A 25817-nucleotide genomic window follows, 5' to 3' on the forward strand; every position below is an offset into this window, starting at 1 on the left:
GTTTCAGTTGCCGTCTCAGTGGCCGGAGGAGCTGAGCTCCTCCGGGATGGCCGCCAGGTAGTTCTGGAGGTTGCGGCGGGTTTCCGCCACGGAGTCACCGCCGAACTTCTCCAGCATGGCCTCGGCGAGGACCAGGGCCACCATGGCCTCGGCCACCACGCCGGCCGCGGGCACGGCACAGACATCGGAACGCTGATGGTGGGCCTTGGCGGCCTCACCCGTGGTCACGTCCACGGTCTGCAGCGCGCGAGGCACGGTGGCGATGGGCTTCATGGCGGCACGCACGCGCAACACGGTGCCGATGCTCATGCCGCCCTCGATGCCGCCGGCCCGGTTGCTCAGGCGGGAGATCTCGCCGTTCTCGTCCTTGACCATCTCGTCATGTGCCGCGGATCCGCGCCGGGCCGCCGTGGCGAAACCGTCACCGACCTCCACGCCCTTGATGGCCTGGATGCCCATGAGCGCGGACGCCAGACGGGCGTCCAGGCGGCGGTCCCAGTGCACGTAGCTGCCGAGTCCCGGCGGAAGGCCGTAGGCGAGGACCTCGACCACGCCGCCGAGGGTCTCGCCCTCCTTGTGCGCGGCGTCCACCTCGGCCACCATGGCGTCCGAGGTCGCGCGGTCGAAGCAGCGCAGCGGATCGGCGTCGAGGGCGATCAGGTCCGACGGCGCGGGCAGCTGCGTGCCGTCCGGCACGGCGACGGTGCCCACCGCGGTGGTGTGGCTGATGAGCTCCACGCCGAGCTGGCGGAGGAATTTCGAGGCCACGGTGCCGAGGGCCACGCGGGTGGCGGTCTCGCGGGCGCTGGCGCGCTCCAGGACGGGACGGGCCTCCGGGAAACCGTACTTCTGCATGCCGGTGAAGTCCGCATGGCCGGGCCGCGGACGGGTCAGCGGCGCGTTGCGGGCCGAGTTGGCCAGCTCGTCAGGGTCCACGGGATCCGCGGACATGACGCGCTCCCACTTGGGCCATTCGGTGTTGCCCACCTCGATGGCCACGGGGCCGCCCTGGGTCAGGCCGTGCCGGACACCACCGATGATGGTGACCTCATCCTGCTCGAACTTCATCCGGGCGCCGCGGCCGTAGCCGAGACGGCGGCGGGCGAGGGCGTCACGGACGTCCTCGCTTGAGAGTTCGACGCCTGCCGGGACGCCTTCGACGATCCCGACGAGCGCGGGGCCATGAGACTCACCAGCGGTTAACCAACGAAACATATGTCCATCCTGCCATGCTTGTGCCCGGTCACCCGCGTCGGGGTGCGTTCACTGCGTCACACATCGCGTCGATGACGCGAGCGGCCTGTTCGGGCCCATTTCCAGTAAAGAGAAGCACTTGTTCGACTGCCTGATACAGCAGCATCTCGAGACCCGGGACCACCGTTCCGCCATGGGCGGACCAGGCGGAGGCCAGCGCACTGGGCCACGGCTCGTACGCGACGTCCAGCAGGACGGGAGGCCCGTCACCGTCCGGCGCGGCACTCCCCTGCTCCAGCAGCCGGGCCGCCAGGCCATCCGCCGCACGGGGCGGCAGCGTGGACACGACGACGTCGTACTCCGCCAGACTGCCGGTCGCCGAGTCATAGGGCAGCAGGCTGAGCCGGACACCGCTCGCGTCCGCGGCGCCGAAGGCTTCGGCCGCGCGGCTCTCATCCCGGGCGAACAGGACCACGTCGCGGTGCCCCAGGCGGGACAGCGCGGTGATCGCCGCCGCTGAGGTGCCACCGGCGCCCAGCACAGCCGCCCGGCGGCCGAGGGTGGACCCGTCACCGGGGACGCCGTGCAGTGTCGGGAGACCCGCCGCGTGACGGAGCGCGTTGACGATGCCCGTGACGTCCGTGTTGTGACCCGTGAGGCGCGCGGCGCCGTCGTCGGAGGTCTCGATGACCACGGTGTTCAGCACGCCGAGTTCGGCGGCGGCGCCCACGCACTCATCGACTTCGGAGACCATCGCCCTCTTGAGCGGCATGGTGACGGAGAGCCCGCACCACGCCGGCTCGCGGCGCACCCCTGCCATGAAGGCGGTCAGATCGGGTTCATCCACGTCCACTGCCGTGTACTCGGCGTCGAAGCCGAGCGCGCGGTACGCCGCGTTGTGCAGCGCGGGTGACTTCGAGTGGGAGATGGGATGCCCGAGGACCGCGGCCCTGCGCGTCATTGGCACCGTCCGGCGTTGGCGCTGCACCACTCCTGGTAGAGCGCCACGTTGCGGTTGTGCTCGTCCAGGGTCTTCGCGAAACGGGTCTCCCCCGTGTCCAGGTTGATGGTCACCCAGAACAGGTAGTCGGAGGCCTTCGGATGGGCGGCGGCGTCGATCGCCAGCTTGCCCGGCGACCCGATGGGACCGACCGGAAGACCGGGGTTCGCGTACGTGTTGTACGGGTTGCTCTTGTCTTCCTTCTCGGCCGGCGTGAGCTCGTAGCTCTTGCGGCCCAGCCCATAGGTCACGGTGGCGTCCGACTGGATGAAACCGACCGTCTGCGCGTTGTGCTTGAGGCGGTTCATGACGGCTCCGGCCACGGTCGGGTAGTCGGCCCGTCCCGCCTCGGCCTGCACGATCGAGGCGATGGTCAGCATGCGGTACTGCTCGTCGGGGTCGGTCACGCCCTGAGACTTGAGCTCATCCTGGGTTGCCTTGACCAGCTGGCCGAGGACCTGTTTGGCGGTGCTGCCCAGGGCGAAGCGGTATTCACCCGGGAACAGGTAGCCCTCCAGGTTCTTGGCCTTCGAGGACACCCCGAACTGCCCCGGAGAGTTCGCGAGGTTCTTCAGATCGGAGAGCTCGAGGCCGGTGCCCTTGGCGATCGCGTCGAGCGACTCCCCCAGACGGAGGCCCGCGGAGAGCGGCACGTAGGAGACCTTGTCGTTGCCGCTCGCGGCGAACACACCCACGGCGTCCGCGGACTTCATCTCCTTGCGGAAGGTGTACTTGCCCGGGGAAAGCGTGACGCCGGATTCACCGAAGGCCTTGATGAAGGTCCCCGCGTCGGCGACCACGCCCTTCTCCTTGAGCGAGTTGGCCACCTGCGTCACGGAGGAGCCCTGGACCACCTCGACGGGCACGGAACCCGTTCCGGGGCCGGGGTAGTCCGTCACGCGGCCCCAGCCGAGGCTCGGGCCGATGAACTGGAAGGCGGCGAAAGCGCCACCCGCCACCAGCAGGAAGGAGAGCAGGACGGCGACCCAGCCGCGCACGCGACGGTGCTTGCGGGGGCTGGCGACTTCCTCCTGGAAGGCGGTCTTGACGGGTTCGTCCTCGTCTTGGCCGGGTTCCGCGGAATGAATGAAGTGAAAACTGTGTCCCGCCGCGGCCTCGTGCTGGCCATGGTGCTGAGTCTCTGATTCCTCGGCCGCGGGAACGGCCGCCGTCCCCGGGTGCGCCTCAGGACGGGCGGACGGGGCGGACGCCGAGCGGTGACCATGGGTCAGCGGGTTCAGCCGGGCGTGGGATGGTTCCGGGTAGAAGTGCTGGGCATGAGCCGTCGCGGGAACGGGCGCGATCCGCGACGACGGCGCCGCCTCCGCGCTTGCTGCCTGGGCCTTGTCCGCAGTGGTCTTCTCGGCATGGGCCTTCTCTGCGCGCGCGTTCTCCATGGCGGCGGCCTCAGCCGCCGCGCGCTCGGCACGGGACTTTTCAGCCGCCTTCTCCGCACGGGCCTTCTCAGCCGCGACGCGCTCCGCCTCAGCCTTCTCAGCACGGGCTTTCTCGGCTGCCAGACGCTCGGCCTGGGCCTTCTCCGCGGCAGCGCGCTCGGCACGGGCCTGTTCGGCACGGGCCTTCTCAGCCGCGACGCGCTCCGCCTCAGCCTTCTCAGCACGTACCTTCTCAGCAGCCAGGCGCTCAGCCTGAGCCTTCTCCGCGGCAGCGCGCTCGGCACGGGCCTGTTCGGCACGGGCCTTCTCGGCACGGGCACGCTCCGCCTCAGCCTTCTCAGCACGTACCTTCTCAGCAGCCAGGCGCTCAGCCTGAGCCTTCTCCGCGGCAGCGCGCTCGGCACGGGCCTTTTCTGCGGCCAGGCGCTCAGCCTGAGCCTTCTCCGCCGCTGCACGCTCGGCAGCCGCGTGATCAGCCACCGTCGGCGCCTGCTGTGCCGTGGAAGCCTCGCGGCGCCGCGGCAGTTCGTCCTGCTCCTGATCGAAAGGAGCGGCGGCCCGGGCGGCACGCGCCTCCTCCTCGCGCTGGGCGAGCAGACGCTCCCGCGCACGAAGCTCCCGCCGGGTCAGCGGCATGCCCTCTGCGGCCGTGGGACCGTCAGCCCGGGACGGCATGTCCCCGGGCTCTTTGTTGTCCGTGCTCACGTACGGGTGCCTCCATCACTTTCCTCGCGGGTGGCGGAACGGGCGCGCAGGGGCGTCCCCACCTCAGGTCCTTGGCGTTTCTGCATGTCAAGTGCATGCTGGAGGATATTCACCGCCGCCACCTGATCCACCACTTTACGATGTTCGCGGCCGTCCATTCCAGCCTCGCGAAGAGTCCGGTGCGCCGTGACGGTGGTCAGACGCTCGTCGAGCATGGCCACGGAACAGTCGATCGACGCTTCCTGCAGGCGATCCGCCAGCAGCTGCGCGTAATCCAGAGCCATCTGCGTGGACTGGCTCTCGCCACCGCGCAGGGTCCGTGGCAATCCCACGAACACCCACCGCACCTGCCGTTCGATGATCTGACGCACGATCACGGCGATGTCGGAGTTCTTCTTGCTGTCTCGCTGCAGGGTCTTGAAAGGGGTCGCCAGAATCCCGTCCGGATCGCTGACGGCGACGCCCACCCGCACCAGGCCGACATCGATCCCCAGGCGGACGCCCCGGAGAGCGTCCGCCGGGGACGTCTGTGCATGGTCTTCCATCCGTGCCTAACGGTTGCGGATCGCGTCGACGATGGCCGTCAGCGCCGCGGGGACCTTCGCAGCGTCCGTGCCACCGCCCTGGGCGATGTCATCCTTGCCGCCGCCACCGCCACCGAGGATCCCGGCGGCCGTGCGCACCAGGGCGCCGGCCTTGACGCCCGCCGCACGGGCCTCGTCGTTCGTGGCGACGATGACCACAGGACGGCTGTTGGCCACGCCCGCCACGGCCACCGTGGCCGCTTCGCTGCCCAGGCGTCCGCGGAGATCCAGCACGAGCGAGCGGAGGTCATCCGCGCCGCCGACCGTGCCGGCGTCGTGAGCGATGACGCGGACGCCGTTCGCATCGCTGGCGCTGTTCAGCAGCGTGGCCGCCTGAGCGGCGAGCTGCTCCTTGCGCAGACGGTCGAGTTCCTTCTCCGCGGCCTTGAGCTTGCTCAGCGTGGCGCCGATGCGCTCGGACAGCTGCCCGGACGGAACCTTGAACATCTCGCTGAGCTCGGTGACCAGGGCGCGTTCGGCGGCGAAGTGGCGGAACGCCTCCATGCCGACGAAAGCCTCAACGCGGCGGTTGCCCGAGCCGACGGACTGCTCGCCCAGAAGGTTCAGGCTGCCGATGCGGGAGGTGCTGCCGACGTGGGTTCCACCGCAGAGCTCGCGCGACCAGGCGCCGTCGATCTCCACCACGCGGACTTCGCTGCCGTAGTTCTCGCCGAAGAGCGCCATGGCGCCGAGAGCCTTGGCCTGCTCCAGACCCATCACCGAGGTCTTGACTTCGAAGTTGTTGCGGATAGCCAGGTTGGCCACTTCCTCGATCTCGCTCTTGGTGGCGCCCGAAAGCTGCTCACCCCAGGCGAAGTCGAAGCGGAGGTAGCCGGCCTTGTTGAAGGAGCCGCGCTGGGTGGCCTCCTTGCCGAGGATCTGGTGAAGGGCGGCGTGCACCAGGTGCGTGGCCGTGTGAGCCTGCTCGCCGGCGTGACGGCGCTCGGCGTCCACCGCGGCGCGCACGAGGGCGTCCGAGGAGATCTCACCCTCTCGGACCAGCGCCTTGTGCACGGAGAGACCCTTGACCGGACGCTGCACGTCCAGGACCTCCACCACGAAGCCGTCACCCGTGATCAGACCGGTGTCGGCGGCCTGGCCGCCGGCCTCCGCGTAGAACGGGGTCTCGGCGAGCACCAGCTCGATCTCGTCACCCGTGGAGGCGTGACCGGTGCGGGCGCCACCGCTGAGCAGTGCGCGGACCCGGGACTCGGTCTCCAGTTCGTCGTAGCCCGTGAAGACGGTCTCGCCCTCTGCCAGGATGTCCCGGAAGACGGTGACGTCGGCGTGGCCGCCCTTCTTGGCCTTCGCATCGGCCTGGGCGCGCTGACGCTGCTCCTGCATCAGGGCGCGGAATTGCTTCTCGTCCACGGCGACGCCGGCCTCCTCGGCCATTTCGAGCGTCAGGTCGATCGGGAAGCCGTAGGTGTCGTGCAGCGCGAAGGCGTCCTCACCGGAGAGCGAAGCCCCCTGGGACTTGGCCTGGACCACGGCCTCATCGAGACGCGCGGTGCCAGAGGCGATGGTGCGCAGGAACGCCCGCTCCTCGGCGTACGCGATCCGGGAGATCCGGTCGAATTCGAGCTCCACCACCGGGTAGACGCCCTTCATGGCGTCGCGGGACGCGGGCAGCAGATCGGGCAGGCAGGCCTGCTCCACGCCCAGCAGGCGCATGGAGCGGACGGCGCGCCGGATGAGGCGGCGCAGCACGTAGCCGCGGCCCTCGTTGGACGGGGTCACCCCGTCGGCGATCAGCATGAGGGCGGAGCGGACATGGTCGGCCACGACGCGCATGCGCACGTCATCGGCGTGGTGCGGGTCCTCGGGGCTCTCGGCGGAGGTGTACTCCTTGCCGGACAGCTCGGCCGCCTTGTCGATGACGGGACGGACCTGGTCCGTCTCGTACATGTTCTCCACGCCCTGCAGGATCATGGCGAGACGTTCCATGCCGAGACCCGTGTCGATGTTCTTCTTGGGCAGCTCGCCGACGATGTCGAAGTCCACCTTCGACTTCACATTGTCGATCTGGTACTGCATGAAGACCAGGTTCCAGATCTCCACGTAGCGATTGTCGTCGGCCTCGGGGCCGCCCTCGATGCCGTAGGCGGGGCCGCGGTCGTAGTAGATCTCCGAGCAGGGGCCGGCCGGGCCCGGCTGGCCGGTGGACCAGTAGTTGTCGCTCTTGCCCATGCGCTGGATGCGCTCGGCCGGGATGGCGGTGTGCTTGAGCCACAGGTCGCGGGCTTCGTCATCGTCCTCGTAGACCGTGACCCAGAGCTTCTCCTCGGGCAGCCCGTAGCCGCCCTTCTCCACCGGGCTGGTGAGGAGCTCGTAGGCGAACTTGATGGCGTCTTCCTTGAAGTAGTCGCCGAAGGAGAAGTTGCCGCACATCTGGAAGAAGGTGCCGTGACGGGCCGTCTTGCCGACCTCTTCGATGTCACCGGTGCGGATGCACTTCTGGACGCTGGTGGCGCGGCTGTACGGCGGCGTCTCCTGCGCGGTCAGGTACGGGATGAAGGGAACCATGCCGGCCACGGTGAAGAGCAGGCTGGGGTCGTTCGAGACCAGCGACGCGGACGGCACCGCGGTGTGGCCCTTGGAGACGAAAAAGTCCACCCAGCGCTTGGTGATTTCCTGCGACTTCATGAGGAAGTGAGTTCCCTTCGGCGTGACTCGGGCCGATGCCCGGTGATGCATGGTGGCGGACCTGCTGTCCGCCGCGTTCAATTGTGCCTTCATGGCCGCCCCGGGAGCCAATCCCGCGGCCCGTTTCCGCGCCGGGTCTCCCGGCACGGTGGTGAGGGACGACGGCGGCAGGCGGCCGCCGTCGTCCGTGTCAGGAGCGGTTGTCGTCCAGGGCGAGGGCGGCGCGGAGCTCGTCCTCGCGCTCCTTCATGCCGTCACGCACCTGATCGGCGAAGTGATAGATGCTGTCGCTCAGCCGTCCGACCGCCCGGTTGAGACCTTCGGGACCGATCGCCCCGCGGGCTTCGGAGAGCTTGCGGAAGACCACCACGCCCAGCGCGGCGCCGACTCCCAGCCAGAGAATCCGTTTCATGCTGTGTCCTTCCTCCCGTTCAGCGGCTGCGGCGGCCGGCTGGACGCTGCGCGCCCTGCTTCCGCGCCGAGAGAGCCGAACGGACACCGTGGCTGAATGCTGCCACCTTGATCAGGGGGCCACCCACGGTCGCCGAGATGAGCGCGGAGAGCGCCGAGAGGTTCGCGCTGGCGTCAGCCACGTTGTTGGAGATGCCGTCCACCTTCTTCAGCTGCTCGTTGGTGGTGGTGACGGTCGCGGTCACCTCCGTCATGAGGGGCTGGGCGCCGTCGCTCAGTCCCTTGATGGATTCCCTGATCTCGTCCAGCACCTTGCCCAGCTTGAGGATGGGCACGGCGAGGAAGAGGACCAACAGCAGGAAGACACCGGCTGCGATGAGGCCGGCAATGTCACCGCCACTCATGACTTTTCTCCTTGAGGTTCGCGGACAGGCACGTGTCCTACCTTATCGCCCATGGCCGTCCGCACGGCCCGGGAAAGAGAAAGAGCCCGTGGCCAGGGCCACGGGCTCCTTCCAGAGGCTCTTAGCGAGCGTAGAATTCCACGACGAGCTGCTCTTCGCAGGTCACGGGAACCTCAGCACGCTTCGGGCGACGCACCAGGCGTGCCTGAAGGGCCTCAAGCTTGACATCCAGGTAAGCCGGCACGGCCGGCAGGACATCGCGGTGGGCACCGGCAGCGGCGAGCTGCAGCGGGACCATCGGGATGCTGCGCGGGTGCACGTGGATCAGCTGGCCTTCGGAAACGCGGAAGGACGGGCGGTCCACGCGCTGTCCGTCAACCATGATGTGGCGGTGCACCACGAGCTGGCGGGCCTGGGCGATCGTGCGGGCGAAGCCTGCACGAAGAACCAGGGCGTCCAGACGCATTTCGAGCAGCTCGACCAGGTTCTCACCGGTCAGACCCTTGGTGCGGCGAGCTTCCTCGAACACACGGGTCATCTGAGCTTCACGGATGCCGTACTGAGCGCGCAGACGCTGCTTTTCACGCAGACGAACGGCGTAGTCGGAATCCTGCTTCTTGCGGGCGCGGCCATGTTCGCCGGGTCCATACGGACGGCGCTCCATGTACTTGGCGGCCTTGGGAGTCAGAGCGATGCCGAGGGACCGCGAAAGGCGGGCCTGACGGCGAGCACGAGTGCTGTTAGCCACTTGTGTCCTTCCAATGGTGCGGTTTTTGTCGTGTTAACTGGCCTCCCGTGTGGAGAGCATCGGCAAACCGCCGCCTTTTGCTACTGATCCCGGGCATGAGCCACCCTCGCGGAGAACCGTGAGAGGGAACGTGTCGGCGGGATCATGCCAGACAAACCTCGATTCTAGCATGGCCGGGAGGAACGGCTCAGCGTTCCCCGCGGACGATTCCCCGCAGCCGTTCCAGGCGCGCCGCGATCTCACGCTCCGAACCGTTCGCGGTCGGCTCATAGTAGTTGCGGCCCACGAGATCATCCGGCGGGTACTGCTGCCGGGCGATCGAATGAGGTGCGTCATGGGCGTAGACGTAGCCTTTGCCGTGGCCGAGGCCCTTCGCTCCGGGATAGTGGGCGTCCCGCAGGTGCATCGGGATGTCGCTGCCCTTGCCTGCCCTGACATCCGCCAGCGCCTTGTCCAGCGCCATGTAGGCCGCATTGGATTTCGGGGCGGTGGCCAGGTGGACCACGGCCTCGGCCAGGATGATCCGGCCCTCCGGCATTCCGATGAGCTGGACGGCCTGCGCCGCAGCGACCGCGGTCTGGAGCGCGGTGGGGTCGGCCATGCCGATGTCCTCGGCCGCGGAGATCACGATCCGCCGGGCGAGGAAGCGCGGGTCCTCCCCCGCCTCGATCATGCGTGCCAGATAGTGCAGCGCCGCATCCACGTCGGAACCTCGGATCGACTTGATGAACGCGCTGATGACGTCATAGTGCTGATCACCCTGCCGGTCGTACCGCACGGAGGCCTTGTCGATCGCCTGTTCGGCCTGGGCCAGGCGCAGCACGGCCTTGCCGCTTTCGTCATCCCGGGATCCGTCCGCGTGTTCTCCGAGCGCGACGCCGGCCGCGGCCTCCAGCGAGGTCAGTGCGCGGCGGGCGTCCCCGGTGGACACGCGGACCAGGTAGTCGAGCGCGTCGTCCTCCACCTCGATCTTGCCGCCGAGCCCCCGGTCATCCTCGATGGCCCGTTCGAGCAGCCCCCGGATGTCGTCATCCTGGAGGGGCTTGAGCGTGAGCAGGATCGACCGGGACAGGAGAGGCGCGACCACCGAGAAGGAGGGGTTCTCCGTGGTGGCGGCCACCAGGATGACCCAGCGGTTCTCCACGCCCGGCAGCAGGGCATCCTGCTGGGCTTTGTTGAAACGGTGGATCTCGTCGAGGAACAGGACGGTGCCCTGGCGATGCAGGTCCCTGCGCTGCAGGGCCTCATCCATGACGCGGCGGACGTCCTTCACCCCGGCCGTGATCGCGGAGAGTTCCACGAACTTCCGGCCCGGAGCATTGGCGATCACATGCGCCAGCGTGGTCTTGCCGGTGCCGGGAGGACCCCAGAGGATGATGCTGGACGGCCCGACGGCGGACGGCTCGCCACTGGATTCGGCGAGGGTCCGCAGCGGCTGGCCGGGCCGCAGCAGGTGCTGCTGGCCGACCACATCGTCGATGGTGCGGGGGCGCATCCGCACGGCCAGCGGCGTGAGCGGGTAAGCGGACGACGGCGCTCCCTCACCCGAGGGGGAATCGCCCGGATCGCTCTGGGAGAAATCGTCCTGGGAGAAGAGGTCAGCCATGATCTCCAGCCTAGCGGGCGAGGGCCCCGCCCGATGCGGCAGGCTCTCTCCGCTTCGGCTCTCAGCACGCTCCGGGGGCGCGCCGCAAGGGGGCGCTGCGGTACCAGTACGAGCCGGCCTCCGTGAAGCCGAGGTCCCGGTAGAGGGCCTGGGCTCCCTGATTGGAGGCCGTCACGCTGAGCCAGAATCCCCCGGGCGCGTCAGCTTCGGCCAGGAGGGCGGTCAGGATGGCGCGTGCATGCCCCTTGCGGCGGTGCGCCTCCCGCGTGACCATGCCGTAGATCCCCGAGCACCCGCCCACGTGGATCGCCTGGCCGACGGCGACGGGGGCGCCGTCGTCGTCGCGCACCAGGGCGTAGCTGGACCGGATGGAGTCCTGGATGGCGCGCGCGGCGCCGGCGGCCTCGGTCCCGCCGTGGCCGCTCGTGAGCCACCAGGCGTCGAACCACTCATCGGTCAGATCCTGACGGACCTCGACCGTGGGAGACGCCGCGGGGACCGGCACAGCGGACGGCTCCCGCACCATGAACACCGTGTGGGCCTGGGCCCGATAGCCGAGAGCTTCGAGCCGTCCGTCCAGCGCGGCGTCGGCCGGCTCGGAGGTGAGCTGGAACAGTGCCGGAAGCCGCTGGGAGCGGTACCAGGCCTCGGCCTCCTTGATGGCGGCGTCCGGATCCTCCACCGGGGCGTACGGCCAGACCGAATTGGCACGCTGGGTCACCCCGGAGGCGCTCCGGAGAAGCCACGAACCACTGTCGAAAGTCCTCAGGCCCGGCCACGCTGCATTCTGCAGAGCGGCCAGGCCTGGGACGGAGGAAAGAGACTCCACAGGATCAGGCGTCCAGGGTCTCCCCCGCAGGCTTCTCAGCGGCGGCCTTCGGGGCGGGCTTGAAGTCCACACCGGCCTCCTTGCGCTGCTGCGGCGTGATGGGCGCCGGAGCGGCCGTCAGCGGGTCATAGCCGCCACCGGACTTCGGGAAGGCGATGACGTCGCGGATGGACTCCGCGCCGGCCAGGAAGGAGACCACGCGGTCCCAGCCGAGGGCGATGCCGCCGTGCGGCGGGGCGCCGTACTTGAAGCCCTCCAGCAGGAAGCCGAACTTGCTCTCGGCCTCCTCCTTGCTCAGGCCCATGACTTCGAAGACACGCTCCTGGACATCACGCTGGTGGATACGGATGGAGCCGCCACCCAGTTCGCTGCCGTTGCAGACGATGTCGTAGGCGTAGGACAGAGCCGACTCGGGATCCGTGTCGAAGGTGTCCATGAACTCCGGGCGCGGCGAGGTGAAGGCGTGGTGCACGGCGGTCCACTTGCCGGCGCCGACGGCGACGTCACCCGAAGCGACAGCGGCGGCGGCGGGCTCGAACATCGGCGCGTCCACGATCCACACGAAGGCCCAGTCGCCTTCGGTGATCAGGCCGGTGCGGTGCCCGATCTCGACGCGGGCGGCGCCGAGCAGCGCACGGGACGCGGTCTTCTCACCGGCGGCGAAGAAGATGCAGTCGCCGTTGGAGGCGCCCACCGCGGCTGCGAGGCCCTCGCGCTCGGCGTCCGTGAGGTTCTTGGCGACGGGGCCGGTCAGCTCGCCGTCGTCCTTGATCAGGACATAGGCCAGACCCTTGGCGCCGCGCTGCTTGGCCCATTCCTGCCAGGCATCCAGGGTGCGGCGCGGCTGGGAGGCGCCACCCGGCATGACGACGGCGCCCACGTAGGGAGCCTTGAAGACGCCGAAGTTGGTGTCCTTGAAGAACTCGGTGAGGTCGGTCAGCTCCAGGCCGAAGCGCAGATCCGGCTTGTCCGAGCCGTACTTGGCCATGGCCTCGGAGTACGGCATGCGGCGGATCGGGGTGGGGATGTCCACGCCGATGAGCTTCCAGAGCGCCACCACGAGCTTCTCGCCGAGGGCGATGATGTCGTCCTGGTCGACGAAGCTGGCCTCGATGTCCAGCTGCGTGAACTCGGGCTGGCGGTCCGCGCGGAAGTCCTCGTCACGGTAGCAACGGGCGATCTGGTAGTACTTCTCGAAGCCGCCCACCTGCAGCAACTGCTTGAACAGCTGCGGGGACTGGGGCAGCGCGTACCAGGAACCCGGCGCCAGACGGGCCGGCACCAGGAAGTCGCGGGCGCCTTCCGGAGTGGAACGGGTCAGCGTGGGGGTTTCGATCTCCAGGAAACCCTCGGTGTGCAGCAGCTCGCGGGCGACGCGGCTCGCCTCGGAACGCAGGCGCAGGTTGCGGGACAGCACCGGGCGGCGCATGTCGAGGTAGCGGTGCTTGAGGCGTGCCTCCTCACCGACCTCCACGTGCTCGTCGATCTGGAACGGCAGCGGCTCGGAGGTGTTGAGCACCACGACCTTGTCCGCGATGACCTCCACCTCGCCGCTGGCCAGCGCCGGGTTCTCGTTGCCCTCCGGGCGCCGCTCCACCGTGCCGGTCACCTGCAGCACGAACTCATTGCGCAGACCGTGGAAGACCTCTTCCTCGCGGACCACCACCTGGGCCACGCCCGAGGCATCGCGGAGGTCCACGAAGGCCACTCCGCCATGGTCACGACGGCGGGCCACCCAGCCTGCCAGGGTGACGGTCTGTCCGATGTTCTCGGCCCGGAGAGAGCCGAGGTCATGTGTGCGCAGCACAGCATTCCTTTCGAGTGAGGCGGATCCTCCCGCCGCCACAGAGATTCTGCAGATGGTCCGGGCGGGAAAACTCAAGGATCGTCAGGACATCTCAGTCCGACGCTGACGATTTTACCCGGTGAGCCAGTCCGCGCCCGCAATCGGGCGCGCCAGCGCGGTCAGTCCGCGAGGCGAGCGACCACTTGGGGCGTGAGGTCTTCGTCCGCGGGAGTCCAGAGCGCCGGGTCCGCCGCCACCTGTTCGCCGCTGCGGATGTCCTTGACCTGGTGGGCGCCGTCGGCGTCCGTGAACCAGACGAACGGGATGCCGCGCCGGTCCGCGTACTTGATCTGCTTGCCGAACTTCTCCGCCTTGGCGGCCACTTCGGTGGAGATCCCCCGGGCCCGCAGCTGCGCGGCCACGTCCTGGGCGGCGGACCAGGAACCGTCGTCGTTGAGGGCCACGAGCACCGCGGTGGGGACGCTCCGGCTGGCCGTGGCGAACTCCTGGGAGAGGATGCGGGACACCAGACGCGTCACGCCGATGGAGAGACCGACGCCCGGGAAGGTGCGGTTGCCCTTGGTGGCGAGGGATTCGTACCGGCCACCGGAGCAGATCGAGCCGAGCTGCTCGTGACCGACCAGGACCGTCTCCACCACGGTGCCCGTATAGTAATCGAGGCCGCGTGCGATGCTCAGGTCCGCCAGAACCTTGCCCGGCGCGCGCAGCGATGCGGCGGCCACCACCTGCTCGAGTTCGGTGAGGCCCTCCTCCAGCAGCGGGTGCTCGACGCCGAGTGCGCGGACCTGCTCGACGAACGAGGTGTCCAGGGTCTGGATGGTGGCGAGCTTCAGCGCCGCCTCCGCCTGCTCCGGGGTGGCCCCGAGCTCGGACTGCAGCAGTTCGGCCACCTTCGCGGCGCCGACCTTCTCCAGCTTGTCGATGCTGCGGAGCACGCCGGCCGTGTCCTCGAGGCCGATCCCCCGGTAGAAGCCCTCGGAGAGCTTGCGGTTGTTGACCCGCAGCCGGAACTCCGGAATGGGCAGCGCGGAGAGCGCCTCGGCGATGACCAGCACGATCTCCACGTCGTAGCGGAACGGCAGCTCGCCGTCGCCCACCACGTCGATGTCGGCCTGGGTGAATTCGCGGGCACGGCCTTCCTGCGGCCGCTCGCCGCGCCAGACCTTCTGCATCTGGTAGCGGCGGAACGGGAACGCCAGGTATCCGGCGTTCTCCACCACGTAGCGGGCGAACGGCACGGTCAGATCGAAGTGCAGGGCCAGCGCGTTCGGATCCGACTTCCCGGAGGCGTCCTCGTCGTCCTGAAGGCGGCTGAGACCGTAGACCTCCTTGTCGATCTCGCCCTTCCGCAGCAGCTGACCCACCGTCTCGACCGCCCGGGTCTCGATGGATCCGAAGCCGTGCAGTTCGAAAACGCGGCGCAGAGTGTCCAGCACATGCTGTTCCACCACGCGTTCCTGTGGGAGCCACTCGGGGAATCCGGACAGGGAGGGGGTGCGTGCCATGCTGTGAAACTCCTTCGACGTGCGGCTTTTCGCCTGCTGCGGGGGAAGCCGTGCCTAAACTAAGTGCGTCAGCCAGTTTAAGCCGTGGCTGGCGTGCGCGGCGAACGCGCGACTTCAACCAGGATCGAGTCAGACGGACGACGGCGCCAGCGGGCGCCGCAGGAGGTTACGGGTGGCAGCCAGCAAGCAGGAGCTGCGGGAGCAGCGCCGTCGTGTGCGCCAGATGGAGGCCAGGCGTTCCCTGCGCGACGCTCAGCAGCAGCGGCGCCGTCGCGACAACGTCCTGGCGGTCGGCGCGGGCGCCGTCGCGGTGGCCCTGGGCGTCGTGCTCCAGCTGACAGCTTTCGCCAGCAACCCCAGCCCCGAGGAATACGCGGCTGTGCAGGCCGGCCTCCAGACGCCGTCGGCCACGCCCTCTCCGTCGGAGGGCAATGTGGGCAACATCCCCAGCGCCGATGTGGCCCGTGGGAAGACGTTCACCGGGACCCTGACCCTGAACGGCAAGCCGCTGGGCGTCACTCTGGACGGCACCAAGGCCCCGCAGGCGGTCTCCGTGTTCAAGACGCTGGCCGATCAGGACTTCTTCACGAAGAACGGCTGCCACCGGCTCACCACGGCCTCGATCTACGTCCTGCAGTGCGGCTCCAAGGACGGCAAGGGCGCAGTGGATCCGGGGTTCCAGTGGGGCCCGGTCGAGAACGTCCCGGCGGACGGCAAGTACCCGGCGGGCACCATCGCCGTGGCCCGTGCGGCGAGCACTCACAGCAACAGCACCCAGTTCTTCATCACGTACAAGGACAGCGTCCTTCCGGTGGATCAGGGCGGCTACACCGTGATGGGCCATGTCACTTCGGGGCTGGACACCGTCACCTCGCTCGCCGCGGCGGGCGTGAAGGCCGGTGGGTCGTCCGCCACGGATGGCCCCCCTGCGACGGCAGTGACGATAGACTCATTTACTCTGAAGTGATTCCTGCTTCGGATGAAGCACCTAACTCGGTCCCTGCCCCGGCCGGGAACGCGCATGTTCCAACGAAGGAAAGAGTTCTAGCGGTGACAGAAAGTCTGCAACCCGACGAAGCCAGCACCACGGAAGCGGCGACGGAGACGTCCGCTGCCAAGCCCTCCGCCCCCAGCCCCGCGGCATTCGCCGCACGGCCCAAGGCGACCGTCGCGGCTCCCGCCGCGGTCCACGCCCCGGACACCACGGTCGATCTCACCGCCGCCCGCGCCTTCGGCCGGGTGGAGGGTGATGGCCACGTCTTCGTGACGGTGGACGGCGAAGAGCACGTCGCAGGACAGTACCCCGGAGTGTCGGCCGATGAGGCCCTGGCCTACTTCGCCCGCAAGTTCGAGGACATCACGGCGCAGATCGCCCTGCTGGAGAGCCGCGTGGAGGCCAAGGCCGCCGCAGGCGAGCTGCCCACCAGCCTCAAGCACCTGCGCGAACAGCTCGAGGCACGCAACGTGCTGGGCGACATCCGGGGAGCACTGGACCGCGTGTCCGCCCTGGACGAGAAGGTGGCCGCCCTGATCGCCGAACAGCGCGCACATCAGGAAGCCGCCAAGGCCGCCGAACTCGGCGCCCGCGAAGCGATCGTCGCCGAGGCGGAGGCCATCTCCGGCCAGGACCCCGCCACGACGCAGTGGAAGACCTCCAGCACGCGGATGAACGAGCTCTTCGACGCCTGGAAGGCCGCGCAGAAGTCCGGCGTCCGGCTGTCCAAGAGCGTCGAGGAGGGACTGTGGAAGCGGTTCCGGACCGCGCGCACCGTCTTCGACCGTCACCGCCGCGCCTACTTCTCCCAGCTGGACAGCACCAACGCTCAGGCGAAGGCCATCAAGGAGAAGCTGATCGCCGAGGCGGAGGAACTGCAGACCTCCACCGACTGGGGCCACGCCGCCGGTGAATACCGCCGCCTCATGGACCAGTGGAAAGCGGCGCCGCGCGCCAGCCGCAAGGACGACGACGCACTGTGGGCCCGCTTCCGCGCTGCCCAGGATGTCTTCTTCGCCGCCCGGCAGGCTGCCAACGACGAGCTGGATGCCAGCTACGCGTCCAACCTCGCCGTGAAGGAACAGCTCCTGCTGGAAGCCCAGGAACTGGTTCCGGTGTCCGATCTGGCCGCCGCCAAGAAGGGCCTTCAGTCGATCCGGGATCGCTGGGAGGAAGCCGGTCGCGTGCCCCGTGCGGACATGGGCCGGATCGAGGCCGCCCTGCGCCGCGTGGAGGATGCCGTCCGCGAGGCGGAGGAGGAGAACTGGCGTCGGAGCGATCCGGAGGCCAAGGCCCGCAGCACCAGCATGATCGAACAGCTCGAAGCGACGATCGCGGGACTCCGCGACGATCTGGCCGCCGCCGAGGCCAAGGGTGACGCACGCGCCATCAAGAGCGCCCGTGAAGCACTCGAAGCTCGCGAGCAGTGGCTCGAGGTGGTCCGCAACTCGGCCAAGGACCTCGGCTGACCCGCGAGTCCACGGACTGAAGAACACCGCCTGAAGAACACCGCCGCCACGGGGAACCTGCGTTCCCGGTGGCGGCGGTTTTCCATTGGCCGTGTTGCTATTGGCCGTGTTTCCGTGGGCCGGTGTTCCAGCGGAGCCCGTGCGCGGTGCGTCCGGAGCCGGGTTGTCCACAGAAGGCCGTCAGGCGGTGTCATCCCGGCAGCCCACCGGGCAGGATGCTGTCATGGACACTCCCCTCGCGACCGTCCCAGGACGCCAGACCCTCCTGAGGACCGGTCAGCCCTTCAGCAGGCCGGAACTGGCAGGGATGGTCCTCGACGGGCTGGCGCTTCCGATCTCCGAGGGCTGCTTCGTGTCCGGAACCGCCGTGGTGGATGCGAGGCTCAGGGCCCGGGCGCTGGCCGAGCGCATCCCGCTCGAGGCGCGGCAGCGCGTGGTGGCGGGCCGGCTGAGCGCCGCATGGATTCACGGCCACGGGGTGGAACCCGGACGGCCCGTGCTCTACATCGCGCCGGGACGGAGAGCGGGCGCCCTGCGGCACGGCCTGCGGGCGGATCTCCATGATGTCCGGCTGGGCAGCCACGACATCGTCAGCCTGGGCGGTCTCCTCGTGACCACGCCTCTGCGCACCGCCCTGGACATCGCCACCTCGCTGCGGCCTGAACTTGCCGTGCCGGTGCTGAGCAGCATGCTCGACCATGACGGCTCACGGGGGCTGAACTGGCGGCTCCTGCGCAGGGCTGTGGAGCACGCCGCTCCCCCGCACCGGCGCGACGCGGCGCTGGCCAAGGTGGACGCATGCCTCCGATGATCCGGAGGAGGTCCACGCCGTCAGCGGCGCTGCCCGCCTCCGGTGCGGTACACGTCGAACACGCCGTCGATCCGCCGCACGGCGTTCAGGATGTGGTCCAGGTACTTCGGATCCCCCATCTCGAACGCGAAGCGGGAGATCGCCAGCCGGTCCTTCGAGGTGTGCACGCTGGCCTCGAGGATGTTCACGTGGTTTTCGGAGAGCACCTTCGTGACGTCCATCAGCAGGCTCTTGCGGTCCAGAGCCTCGACCTGGATCTGGACCAGGTAGATGCTGCTGCGCGTCGGCGCCCACTCGACGTCGACGAACCGCTCGGGCTCGTGGGCGAGGGCCAGCGCGTTGGGACAGTCGCTGCGGTGCACGGAGATGCCGGACCCGCGGGTCACGTAGCCGGTGATCGCGTCCGGCGGCACCGGGGAACAGCACCGCGCCAGCTTGACCCACACATCGTCCACGCCCCGCACGATCACACCGGCGTCGGAGACCCTGCCCGACGGGCTGTGCGTGCGGGCCGGGGTGAACTCCTCCTCGGTCTCCGCCTGGGCCGGCTCCGTGAGCCGCTCCATGGCCTTCTCCACCACGGACTGGGTGGAGATGTGGCCGTCGCCGATCCCGGCGTAGAGGCCCGCGACATCCACGTACTTGAACGCATCCGCCAGATGGGTCAGGTTCTCCGGCGTGAGGACCTTCGTCAGAGGCAGGCTCTGCTTGCGCATGGCGCGCGTGAGCATCTCCTTGCCCTTTTCGATGGACTCCTCGCGGCGCTCCTTGGTGAACCACTGCCGGATCTTGTTCCGGGCACGGGCGCTCTTGACGAAGTGCTGCCAGTCCTGGCTGGGTCCTGCCCCTTCGGCCTTGGAGGTGAAGACCTCGACGCGGTCACCGTGGCTGAGCTCCGAATTCAGGGGAACCAGCTTGCCATTGACCCGGGCGCCGATGGTGCGGTGCCCCACCTCGGTGTGCACCGCGTAGGCGAAGTCCACGGGCGTGGCGCCCGCCGGGAGGGTCATGATCTCGCCCTTGGGGGTGAACACGAACACCTCATTGGTGCTGATCTCATGGCGCAGGCTGTCGAGGAAGTCCCCCGGATCCACCGTCTCCCGCTGCATGTCCACCAGGGAGCGGAGCCAGCCCATCTCGCCCTCACGGGGCGTCCCCGCGGTGCGCGCCTGGTGCTTGTACTTCCAGTGCGCCGCGACTCCGTACTCGGCGTTGCGGTGCATCTCGTGGGTCCGGATCTGGATCTCCACGGTCCTGCCGCCCGGACCGATCACCGAGGTGTGCAGGGACATGTACATGTTGAACTTCGGGATGGCGATGTAATCCTTGAACCGCCCGGGGATCGGCTTCCAGAGGGAATGGACCACGCCGAGTGCCGCGTAACAGTCCTTGACGCTGTCCACCAGGACCCGCACGCCGAGCAGGTCGTTGATGTCGTCGAATTCCTTCTCCCGCACCACCATCTTCTGATAGATGGAGTAGTAGTGTTTCGGACGGCCGGTGATCGTGGCCTTGATCCGCGCTTCCCGCAGCTCCTCCGCCACCATCTCGCGGATGCTGCCCAGCAGCTCCTCGCGCTCCGGAGTGCGCGCGCTGACCATGCGGACGAATTCCTCGTACACGCGCGGGTACAGGGCCGCGAAGGACAGGTCCTCCAGCTCCCACTTGACGGTGTTCATGCCGAGCCGGTGGGCCAGGGGGGCGAAGATGTCCAGCGTCTCCCGGGCCTTCTTGGCCGACGACTCGGCCGAGACGAAACGCCAGGTGCGCGCATTGTGCAGACGGTCCGCGAGTTTGATCATGAGGACACGGATGTCCTTGGCCATCGCGACGACCATCTTGCGCACGGTCTCTGCCTGCGCCGCGTCCCCGTACGTGACCTTGTCCAGCTTGGTGACACCGTCAACCAGCATGGCGACCTCGGGCCCGAAGTCCTTGGACAGCTGCTCGAGGGTGTAGTCAGTGTCCTCGACGGTGTCGTGCAGGAGCGCTGCGGCGAGAGTCGTGCCGCTCATGCCCAGCTCAGCCAGGATCGTCGCGACCGCCACCGGGTGGGTGATGTACGGATCGCCGCTCTTGCGCTTCTGGCCACGGTGATGAAGTTCCGCGGTGTCGTAGGCACGCTGGAGGTATTCGAGGTCTTCCCGCGGATTATTGGTGCGCACCGTCCGGAGCAGTGGTTCCAGGATCGGAGAGTAGCTCAGACCACCCCGTCCGGTCAGGCGTGCCAGGCGGGAGAGCGTGCGTTCGCGCCGCCCCGGGAAGGTGGCCTTGGCCGCCGAATTGTCCACGGGGACGCCCACCACGGTGTGCCCCGGCGCCTGCAGCGCGGTGCGCTCCGCCGTCGTCGCGGGCGCTGACGAGCGCTCGGCACCCACAGGTGCCTCATCCTCCGGGGTCGAACCCGGCGCTGAACCGTCCACCACAGTTGTTCCTCCCCACGGACTTAATTCACCAATTCTAATCCGTTCCCGCAGCTTAAATGGACGGAAGGCCGTCCCCACCCGCAGGTGGGGACGGCCTTCCGGTGTCAGGACCGATCGACGGCGGTTCAGACGCCTTCGACGGCGGCCTCCGTGCGGCCGCGCCGCTCGTGAACTTTCTGGGCCTGGGCCTTCAGCGCCGGCTCGCCATGACGCAGCCACGCATACAGCGGGGCGGACACGTAGAGCGTGGCGAGGGTGCCGAGGATGATGCCGACGAACAGGGCGAGGGACAGGTCCCTCAAGGTGCCGGCGCCCAGCAGACCGGCGCCGATGAACAGGATGGCGGCCACCGGCAGCACGGCGACCACACTGGTGTTGATCGACCGGACCAGGGTCTGGTTGACCGCCAGATTCACCTCCTCGTCGAAGGTGCGGCGCGTGGACGTCAGGAGATCAGCGGTGTTCTCGCGGATCTTGTCGAACACCACCACCGTGTCATACAGCGAGTAGCTCAGCACCGTCAGGAAGCCGATGATGGCGCTCGGGGTCACCTCGAAATCGCTGACGGCGTAGACGCCGGCCGTGATGATCAGAGTGACGGCCATACCCGCCAGCGCGGCGAGGGACATCTTCCAGGTCCGGAAGTACAGCGCCATGAGCACCGCGGCCAGAAGGACGAAGATCACCAGACCCAGGAGGGCCTGCTGGCTCACGTCCGCGCCCCAGGTGGGACCGATGAAGGTCGAGGTGACCTTGTCATCGCCCACGCCGTAGGCCTTGGCGAGGCTGTCCCTCAGCTGGAGGGTCTGCTCGTCCGTCAGCTTGTCCGTCTGGATGCGCATGGTGTCGCCGGCGATGTTCGCCACGCGGGGCGCGGAACCCTGGACGATCTGGCGGACTGCGTCCTCACCGAGGCGCTGATCGGTGCTGTGGACGTTGGAGATGGTGAACTCGGAGCCACCGCGGAACTCGATGCCGAGGTTGAAGCCGCCCTTGAGCACCGGGACCATGATGGAGAGCAGGACCGCCACTCCGGCGATCAGCATCCAGAGCTTCTTGCGCCCGACGAAGTCGTAGGAACGCTTGCCGGTGTAGAGCTCATTGCCGAAACGTGCGAAGACTGTTGACATGGCTACTTGCCTTCCTTTCCGGCGTCCTCCGCCTCGGTGCCCTGCTCGCGCTCGGCGCGGCGGCGTTCGGCGATGGTCAGACGGCGTTCGGCCTCGGCCTGCGCACGGGTGTTCTTGGCGGCCACGGGAGCACCCGCGGTCACCAGGTCCTCCGGAGTGCGGACCCGGCCGGCGCCACGGTACAGCGGCACGGCGCCCAGGTTCCGCGGATCCAGGCCGGAGAACCGGTGGCCTTCACCGAAGAACTTGGTCTTGGCCAGCAGCTGCAGCGTCGGGTGCGTGAAGAGGAACACGACCAGGAGGTCGGCCAGCGCGGTCAGACCCAGCGTGAAGGCGAAGCCCCGCACGTTGCCCACCGCCACGAAGTAGAGCACGACGGCGGCCAGCAGGTTCACCGCCTTCGACGCCAGGATGGTGCGCTTGGCGCGGCGCCAGCCGTTCTCGACCGCCGCCACCAGGCCGCGTCCGTCACGCAGTTCGTCACGGATGCGCTCGAAGTAGACGATGAACGAGTCCGCCGTCTGCCCGATGGCCACGATCAGACCCGCCACACCGGCCAGGGAGAGGCGGTAATTCTGCGCCCAGCCCAGCAGGGTGATCGCCAGGTAGGTGATGACACCGGCCACCACCAGGGAGGCCACCGTCACGAAGCCGAGGGCCCGGTACTGGAAGAGCGAGTAGATGACCACCAGCAGCAGGCCGATGAGGCCCGCGATGAGACCCATCTTGAGCTGCTCACCACCCAGGGTGGCCGAGATCTGCTCCTGGGACTGGATCTCGAAGCTGATCGGCAGGGCGCCGTAGCGCAGCTGATCGGAGAGCGCCTTGGCACTGGCCTCGGTGAAGTTGCCCGTGATCTGAGGACGGCCATCGGTGATGACGGCCAGCGACCGCGGGGCGGACAGCACCTTGTCGTCCAGGACGATCGCGAACTGAGCGCGCGGATCCGTGCCGTTCTCGCCGCCACCGGAGACGTAGAACTGGTTCAGACGCTGCGTGACGTCCTTGAAGATCTTGGTGCCCTGGTCGTTGAACTGGATGTTCACGGCCCATTCGTTGGTCACGGCGCCCTGGCGGCCCTGCTGCAGGCCGTAGGAGGACGTCACGATGTCCTGCCCCTTGACCTCGACGGGACCGAGGACGTACTTGATGGCGGGCTGACCGTTCACGGCCGGCTGGCACGTGACCAGCGGCTTGGTGGGGTCGGAGCGCTTGACGCCACCCTTGTCCAGGGTGGAGCAGTCCATCGCCTCGAATTCCTTCAGCACTGGTGCCGTGATCCAGGCGGTGTCGCTGGCGTCCTTGGGCGTGGTGGGCTTCGGGAGCTTGCTGGCCGGGGTGCGCTGCGCCTCCGGGACCGGCGTTCCGGCGCCGGCGGTGATCACCGGGCGGAAGTTCATGTCCGCCGAAGCCTGGATCAGGTCGCGTTCCTCCTTGGTGGGGGAACCCGGCATGGAGACGACCACGTTGCGGCCGCCCTGCGTGCTGATCTCCGACTCGGAGACGCCGGAGCCGTCCACGCGCTGGCGGATGATCTCCACCGCCTGGTTGAGCTGCTCCGGGCTGACCGAGGCGCTGCCCTCGACGCGGGGCGCCAGGATCATCTGGGTGCCGCCTTCGAGGTCGAGGGCGAGTTTGGGCGTCCAGCTGGATGCGCCGGACAACGCTCCCCCGGCCACGACTGCCGTCATGGCCAGGGTCAAAGCGACAAGCCAGAGCAGCGTTCTGCGCGCCACCCTTATGGGGCCGGTCTTAGCCATCTATGAGGTCCTTTGGGGCTACGTGGCAACGCCACGGGAAGATGTTCAGGGGCTACTTGCTGTCGCCGTTGAGGCGCTTGAGAGTCTCTTCCGGCGTCTCGGCGGGGGTGCCGGGCGCGACGTCGTCCTTGACGGTCTCGGGCAGATCGGTCACCGGGGTGCTCTCACCCTCGGTCGCGGTCTCCGCGGCGGGCACGGCGGCATCAGCGGTGGACGGTTCGACGACCTTCGCGATGGCCTGGCGGTGCACGGTGGCCAGGTGGCCGGGGGAAAGCTCCAGAACGACCTTGTTGTCCGCCTCATCGATGGAGCGGATGGTGCCGAACAGGCCGAAGCTGGTCATGACGTCGACGCCCGGTGCGAACTTGGACTGCATCTGCTGCTGCTGTTGCTGGGTCTTCTTGTTCCGGCGCATCATGAAGAACATCAGAACGGCCAGAGCGGCCAGCATCAAGAGCAAGGTGGGATCCACGGATCATTTCCAATCGTTGCGTTTCAGGCGGGGGACGCCGCACCCGGAAGGGGGCAGGCGTCAACACAGTCTACGGGCAATTTCCGGGAGAACCGTGTCAAGCGGCCCGGCGCAACGATGCCGGACATGCCCGCGTTATTCGCTGTAGCCGGCGCCGTCGTCGTCCAGCAGAAGCGGCTGGAACGCCTCTTCCACCAGGCCTGCCGCGGCGAACTGCTCCCGCCCGAACACGCCGTCGGGAACCACGAAACCCAGGTGGGTCCAGGCTGCGGCCATCGCGATGCGTCCGCGTGGCGTGCGGCCCACCAGCCCTTCGCGGACCAGGAACGGTTCGGCCACCGTCTCCACGGTCTCCGGCTCCTCTCCCACGGCGATCGCCAGGGTGGACAGACCCACCGGGCCGCCACCGAACTTGGTGACCAGGGCCTCCAGCACGGAACGGTCCAGCCGGTCCAGCCCGCGTGAGTCCACTTCATACATGTCCAGCGCGGCGCCCGCCGTCCGCGCGTCGATCTGTTCGATCCCGTGCACCAGGGCCCAGTCGCGCACGCGGCGCAGGAGCCGGTTGGCGATACGGGGTGTGCCGCGGGAACGTCCGGCGATCTCGCTGAATCCGGCCGAGGACACCTTCAGATCGAGCAGTCCGGCGGAGCGCCGCAGCACCAGTTCCAGCTCCTCCACCGAATAGAACTCCAGATGGCCGGTGAATCCGAAACGGTCCCGGAGGGGGCCGGGAAGAAGGCCCGCACGGGTGGTGGCCCCCACCAGGGTGAAGGGAGGAAGCTCCAGCGGGATCGCGGTGGCGCCGGCACCCTTGCCCACCACGATGTCGACCCGGAAGTCCTCCATCGCCATGTACAGCATCTCTTCGGCGGGCCGGGACATGCGGTGGATCTCGTCCAGGAAGAGGACTTCGCCCTCGCTGAGGGACGAGAGGATGGCGGCCAGATCCCCGGCGTGCTGAATGGCGGGGCCGCTGCTGATCCGCAGAGGCGCGTTCATCTCCGCCGCGATGATCATGGACAGTGTGGTCTTGCCCAGGCCTGGAGGACCGGAGAGGAGCACGTGATCGGCGCTCTTGCCGCGCAGCCGGGACGCCTCCAGGACCAGTTTGAGCTGCTGACGGACGCGGGCCTGGCCCACGAAATCATCGAGGTTCTTCGGCCGGAGAGCGGCTTCGATGAGCCTTTCCTCCGGCTCTTCGCCACCCCGGACCAGCGAGTCCTCCGCGGAAGCGTCAGCCACGTCCACTCCTCACCCGCGCACCGTCCTGGCCGAGCCAGCGGAGCGTGGCGCGCAGGATCTCGGGAACACTCCCGGCCTCCGAGAGCTCCGGGGAATCCTTGAGCGCCTTGTCGATGTTGGAGGACGCGTCCTTCTCACTCCAGCCGAGGCTGCTCAGCGCGGCGACCACCTGCGGCTTCCAGGCCTCCTCACCGGAGACGGGGAGCAACGGCGCGCCTGCGGCGCCGGTGCCGTGCGGCACCAGCTTGCCCTTGAGTTCCAGGACGATCCGCCCGGCCACCTTCGGCCCGATCCCGGGCACCTTCGTGAAAGCCTTGCTGTCCTCACCATGCGCCGCCACGCGGATCGCCTCGGGGTCGAGGACCGCCAGCACGGCCAGCGCAAGGCGGGGCCCCACGCCGCTCACGGTGAGCAGTGTCTCGAAGACCTCGCGCTCGTCGTCGTCGGTGAAGCCGAAGAGCGTCAGCGAATCCTCACGCACGATCAGCGCCGTGCTGACGCGGGCCTCCTGACCGAGGCGAAGGGTGGAGAGGGTCTGCGGAGTGGCCTGCACGGCCATCCCCACGCCTCCGACTTCCAGGACGGCACTGGAAAGTCCCAGATGCGTCACGGTTCCACGGAGCGAGCTGATCACGGCGACCCCTCAGTAAGTTTCTGCCATTCGAACATTTCTA

The 25817-nt window shown here is 68.4% G+C and carries 21 protein-coding genes; 3 read left to right on the forward strand and 18 right to left on the reverse strand.

The window, feature by feature from the left end:
- Nucleotides 1–15 precede the first annotated feature (15 nt).
- From aroC to hisS, 12 genes are all read right to left on the reverse strand, one after another.
- Complete coding sequence (gene aroC / locus AB4Y75_RS07460) at nucleotides 16–1215, reverse strand: chorismate synthase (protein WP_441435204.1); 1200 nt, start codon at nucleotides 1213–1215, stop codon at nucleotides 16–18.
- Between the two features lie 28 nt (nucleotides 1216–1243).
- A complete protein-coding gene (locus AB4Y75_RS07465; RefSeq protein ID WP_441435205.1) occupies nucleotides 1244–2155 on the reverse strand; it encodes a shikimate dehydrogenase in 912 nt (303 codons plus the stop codon).
- Nucleotides 2152–4296 (reverse strand): endolytic transglycosylase MltG, encoded by a 2145-nt coding sequence (gene mltG / locus AB4Y75_RS07470; RefSeq protein WP_441435206.1) that lies wholly within the window; start codon nucleotides 4294–4296, stop codon nucleotides 2152–2154. Before mltG ends, AB4Y75_RS07465 begins: the two co-directional genes overlap by 4 nt.
- A complete protein-coding gene (gene ruvX / locus AB4Y75_RS07475; RefSeq protein ID WP_441435207.1) occupies nucleotides 4293–4841 on the reverse strand; it encodes a Holliday junction resolvase RuvX in 549 nt (182 codons plus the stop codon). The genes mltG and ruvX overlap by 4 nt, the downstream gene beginning before the upstream one ends.
- A gap of 6 nt (nucleotides 4842–4847) precedes the next feature.
- Complete coding sequence (gene alaS / locus AB4Y75_RS07480; protein WP_441435208.1) at nucleotides 4848–7526, reverse strand: alanine--tRNA ligase; 2679 nt, start codon at nucleotides 7524–7526, stop codon at nucleotides 4848–4850.
- A gap of 190 nt (nucleotides 7527–7716) precedes the next feature.
- Complete coding sequence (locus AB4Y75_RS07485) at nucleotides 7717–7938, reverse strand: DUF6167 family protein (RefSeq protein WP_441435209.1); 222 nt, start codon at nucleotides 7936–7938, stop codon at nucleotides 7717–7719.
- A 19-nt stretch (nucleotides 7939–7957) separates the two neighbouring features.
- Nucleotides 7958–8341: a DUF948 domain-containing protein gene (locus AB4Y75_RS07490; RefSeq protein ID WP_441435210.1), complete on the reverse strand. Its 384-nt coding sequence runs from the start codon at nucleotides 8339–8341 to the stop codon at nucleotides 7958–7960.
- Nucleotides 8342–8462: 121 nt separating this feature from the next.
- Complete coding sequence (rpsD, locus tag AB4Y75_RS07495; RefSeq protein WP_066212716.1) at nucleotides 8463–9089, reverse strand: 30S ribosomal protein S4; 627 nt, start codon at nucleotides 9087–9089, stop codon at nucleotides 8463–8465.
- 187 nt (nucleotides 9090–9276) lie between these two features.
- A complete protein-coding gene (locus AB4Y75_RS07500; RefSeq protein ID WP_441435211.1) occupies nucleotides 9277–10695 on the reverse strand; it encodes a replication-associated recombination protein A in 1419 nt (472 codons plus the stop codon).
- 61 nt (nucleotides 10696–10756) lie between these two features.
- The gene (locus AB4Y75_RS07505; protein WP_441435212.1) at nucleotides 10757–11524 is read right to left on the reverse strand and encodes a GNAT family N-acetyltransferase; all 768 of its coding nucleotides are present in this window, start codon (nucleotides 11522–11524) and stop codon (nucleotides 10757–10759) included.
- A gap of 4 nt (nucleotides 11525–11528) precedes the next feature.
- Nucleotides 11529–13331, reverse strand: a complete 1803-nt coding sequence (aspS, locus tag AB4Y75_RS07510) for an aspartate--tRNA ligase (RefSeq protein WP_441435213.1) — start codon at nucleotides 13329–13331, stop codon at nucleotides 11529–11531.
- A 158-nt stretch (nucleotides 13332–13489) separates the two neighbouring features.
- Nucleotides 13490–14836, reverse strand: a complete 1347-nt coding sequence (hisS, locus tag AB4Y75_RS07515) for a histidine--tRNA ligase (protein WP_441435214.1) — start codon at nucleotides 14834–14836, stop codon at nucleotides 13490–13492.
- A 172-nt stretch (nucleotides 14837–15008) separates the two neighbouring features.
- Here hisS and AB4Y75_RS07520 point away from each other — a divergent pair, with 172 nt between their 5' ends.
- From AB4Y75_RS07520 to AB4Y75_RS07530, 3 genes are all read left to right on the forward strand, one after another.
- Nucleotides 15009–15803, forward strand: a complete 795-nt coding sequence (locus AB4Y75_RS07520) for a peptidylprolyl isomerase (RefSeq protein ID WP_441435215.1) — start codon at nucleotides 15009–15011, stop codon at nucleotides 15801–15803.
- On the forward strand, nucleotides 15788–17299 hold the full coding sequence (locus tag AB4Y75_RS07525; RefSeq protein WP_441435280.1) for a DUF349 domain-containing protein: 1512 nt from the start codon (nucleotides 15788–15790) through the stop codon (nucleotides 17297–17299). The genes AB4Y75_RS07520 and AB4Y75_RS07525 overlap by 16 nt, the downstream gene beginning before the upstream one ends.
- 223 nt (nucleotides 17300–17522) lie before the next feature.
- On the forward strand, nucleotides 17523–18110 hold the full coding sequence (locus tag AB4Y75_RS07530) for a hypothetical protein (RefSeq protein ID WP_441435216.1): 588 nt from the start codon (nucleotides 17523–17525) through the stop codon (nucleotides 18108–18110).
- A 20-nt stretch (nucleotides 18111–18130) separates the two neighbouring features.
- On the opposite strand, the gene AB4Y75_RS07535 is transcribed toward AB4Y75_RS07530, so the two are convergent.
- The 6 genes from AB4Y75_RS07535 to ruvA form a co-directional block, all read right to left on the reverse strand.
- Nucleotides 18131–20437, reverse strand: a complete 2307-nt coding sequence (locus AB4Y75_RS07535) for a RelA/SpoT family protein (RefSeq protein ID WP_441435281.1) — start codon at nucleotides 20435–20437, stop codon at nucleotides 18131–18133.
- A gap of 224 nt (nucleotides 20438–20661) precedes the next feature.
- Nucleotides 20662–21666, reverse strand: coding sequence for a protein translocase subunit SecF (gene secF, locus AB4Y75_RS07540; RefSeq protein WP_441435217.1), 1005 nt, complete (start codon nucleotides 21664–21666; stop codon nucleotides 20662–20664).
- 2 nt (nucleotides 21667–21668) lie between these two features.
- Nucleotides 21669–23426, reverse strand: coding sequence for a protein translocase subunit SecD (gene secD / locus AB4Y75_RS07545; protein WP_441435218.1), 1758 nt, complete (start codon nucleotides 23424–23426; stop codon nucleotides 21669–21671).
- A 52-nt stretch (nucleotides 23427–23478) separates the two neighbouring features.
- Nucleotides 23479–23877: a preprotein translocase subunit YajC gene (yajC, locus tag AB4Y75_RS07550; protein ID WP_441435282.1), complete on the reverse strand. Its 399-nt coding sequence runs from the start codon at nucleotides 23875–23877 to the stop codon at nucleotides 23479–23481.
- 156 nt (nucleotides 23878–24033) lie between these two features.
- Nucleotides 24034–25143 (reverse strand): Holliday junction branch migration DNA helicase RuvB, encoded by a 1110-nt coding sequence (gene ruvB / locus AB4Y75_RS07555; RefSeq protein WP_441435219.1) that lies wholly within the window; start codon nucleotides 25141–25143, stop codon nucleotides 24034–24036.
- Nucleotides 25136–25777 (reverse strand): Holliday junction branch migration protein RuvA, encoded by a 642-nt coding sequence (gene ruvA / locus AB4Y75_RS07560; protein WP_441435220.1) that lies wholly within the window; start codon nucleotides 25775–25777, stop codon nucleotides 25136–25138. The genes ruvB and ruvA overlap by 8 nt, the downstream gene beginning before the upstream one ends.
- Between the last annotated feature and the right edge of the window lie 40 nt (nucleotides 25778–25817).

It is taken from the genome of Arthrobacter sp. RAF14 (genome assembly GCF_052114185.1).
Taxonomy (GTDB): Bacteria; Actinomycetota; Actinomycetes; order Actinomycetales; family Micrococcaceae; genus Arthrobacter_E.

What these genes read in the sequence shown, in the direction of transcription:
- secD (WP_441435218.1), bottom strand. Translation starts at nt 23,426, where the DNA reads ATGGCTAAGACCGGCCCCATAAGGGTGGCGCGCAGAACGCTGCTCTGG.
- AB4Y75_RS07465 (WP_441435205.1), bottom strand. Translation starts at nt 2,155, where the DNA reads ATGACGCGCAGGGCCGCGGTCCTCGGGCATCCCATCTCCCACTCGAAG.
- hisS (WP_441435214.1), bottom strand. Translation starts at nt 14,836, where the DNA reads ATGGCACGCACCCCCTCCCTGTCCGGATTCCCCGAGTGGCTCCCACAG.
- secF (WP_441435217.1), bottom strand. Translation starts at nt 21,666, where the DNA reads ATGTCAACAGTCTTCGCACGTTTCGGCAATGAGCTCTACACCGGCAAG.
- AB4Y75_RS07490 (WP_441435210.1), bottom strand. Translation starts at nt 8,341, where the DNA reads ATGAGTGGCGGTGACATTGCCGGCCTCATCGCAGCCGGTGTCTTCCTG.
- alaS (WP_441435208.1), bottom strand. Translation starts at nt 7,526, where the DNA reads ATGAAGTCGCAGGAAATCACCAAGCGCTGGGTGGACTTTTTCGTCTCC.
- ruvX (WP_441435207.1), bottom strand. Translation starts at nt 4,841, where the DNA reads ATGGAAGACCATGCACAGACGTCCCCGGCGGACGCTCTCCGGGGCGTC.
- AB4Y75_RS07530 (WP_441435216.1), top strand. Translation starts at nt 17,523, where the DNA reads ATGGACACTCCCCTCGCGACCGTCCCAGGACGCCAGACCCTCCTGAGG.
- yajC (WP_441435282.1), bottom strand. Translation starts at nt 23,877, where the DNA reads ATGCTGGCCGCTCTGGCCGTTCTGATGTTCTTCATGATGCGCCGGAAC.
- AB4Y75_RS07500 (WP_441435211.1), bottom strand. Translation starts at nt 10,695, where the DNA reads ATGGCTGACCTCTTCTCCCAGGACGATTTCTCCCAGAGCGATCCGGGC.
- aroC (WP_441435204.1), bottom strand. Translation starts at nt 1,215, where the DNA reads ATGTTTCGTTGGTTAACCGCTGGTGAGTCTCATGGCCCCGCGCTCGTC.
- AB4Y75_RS07485 (WP_441435209.1), bottom strand. Translation starts at nt 7,938, where the DNA reads ATGAAACGGATTCTCTGGCTGGGAGTCGGCGCCGCGCTGGGCGTGGTG.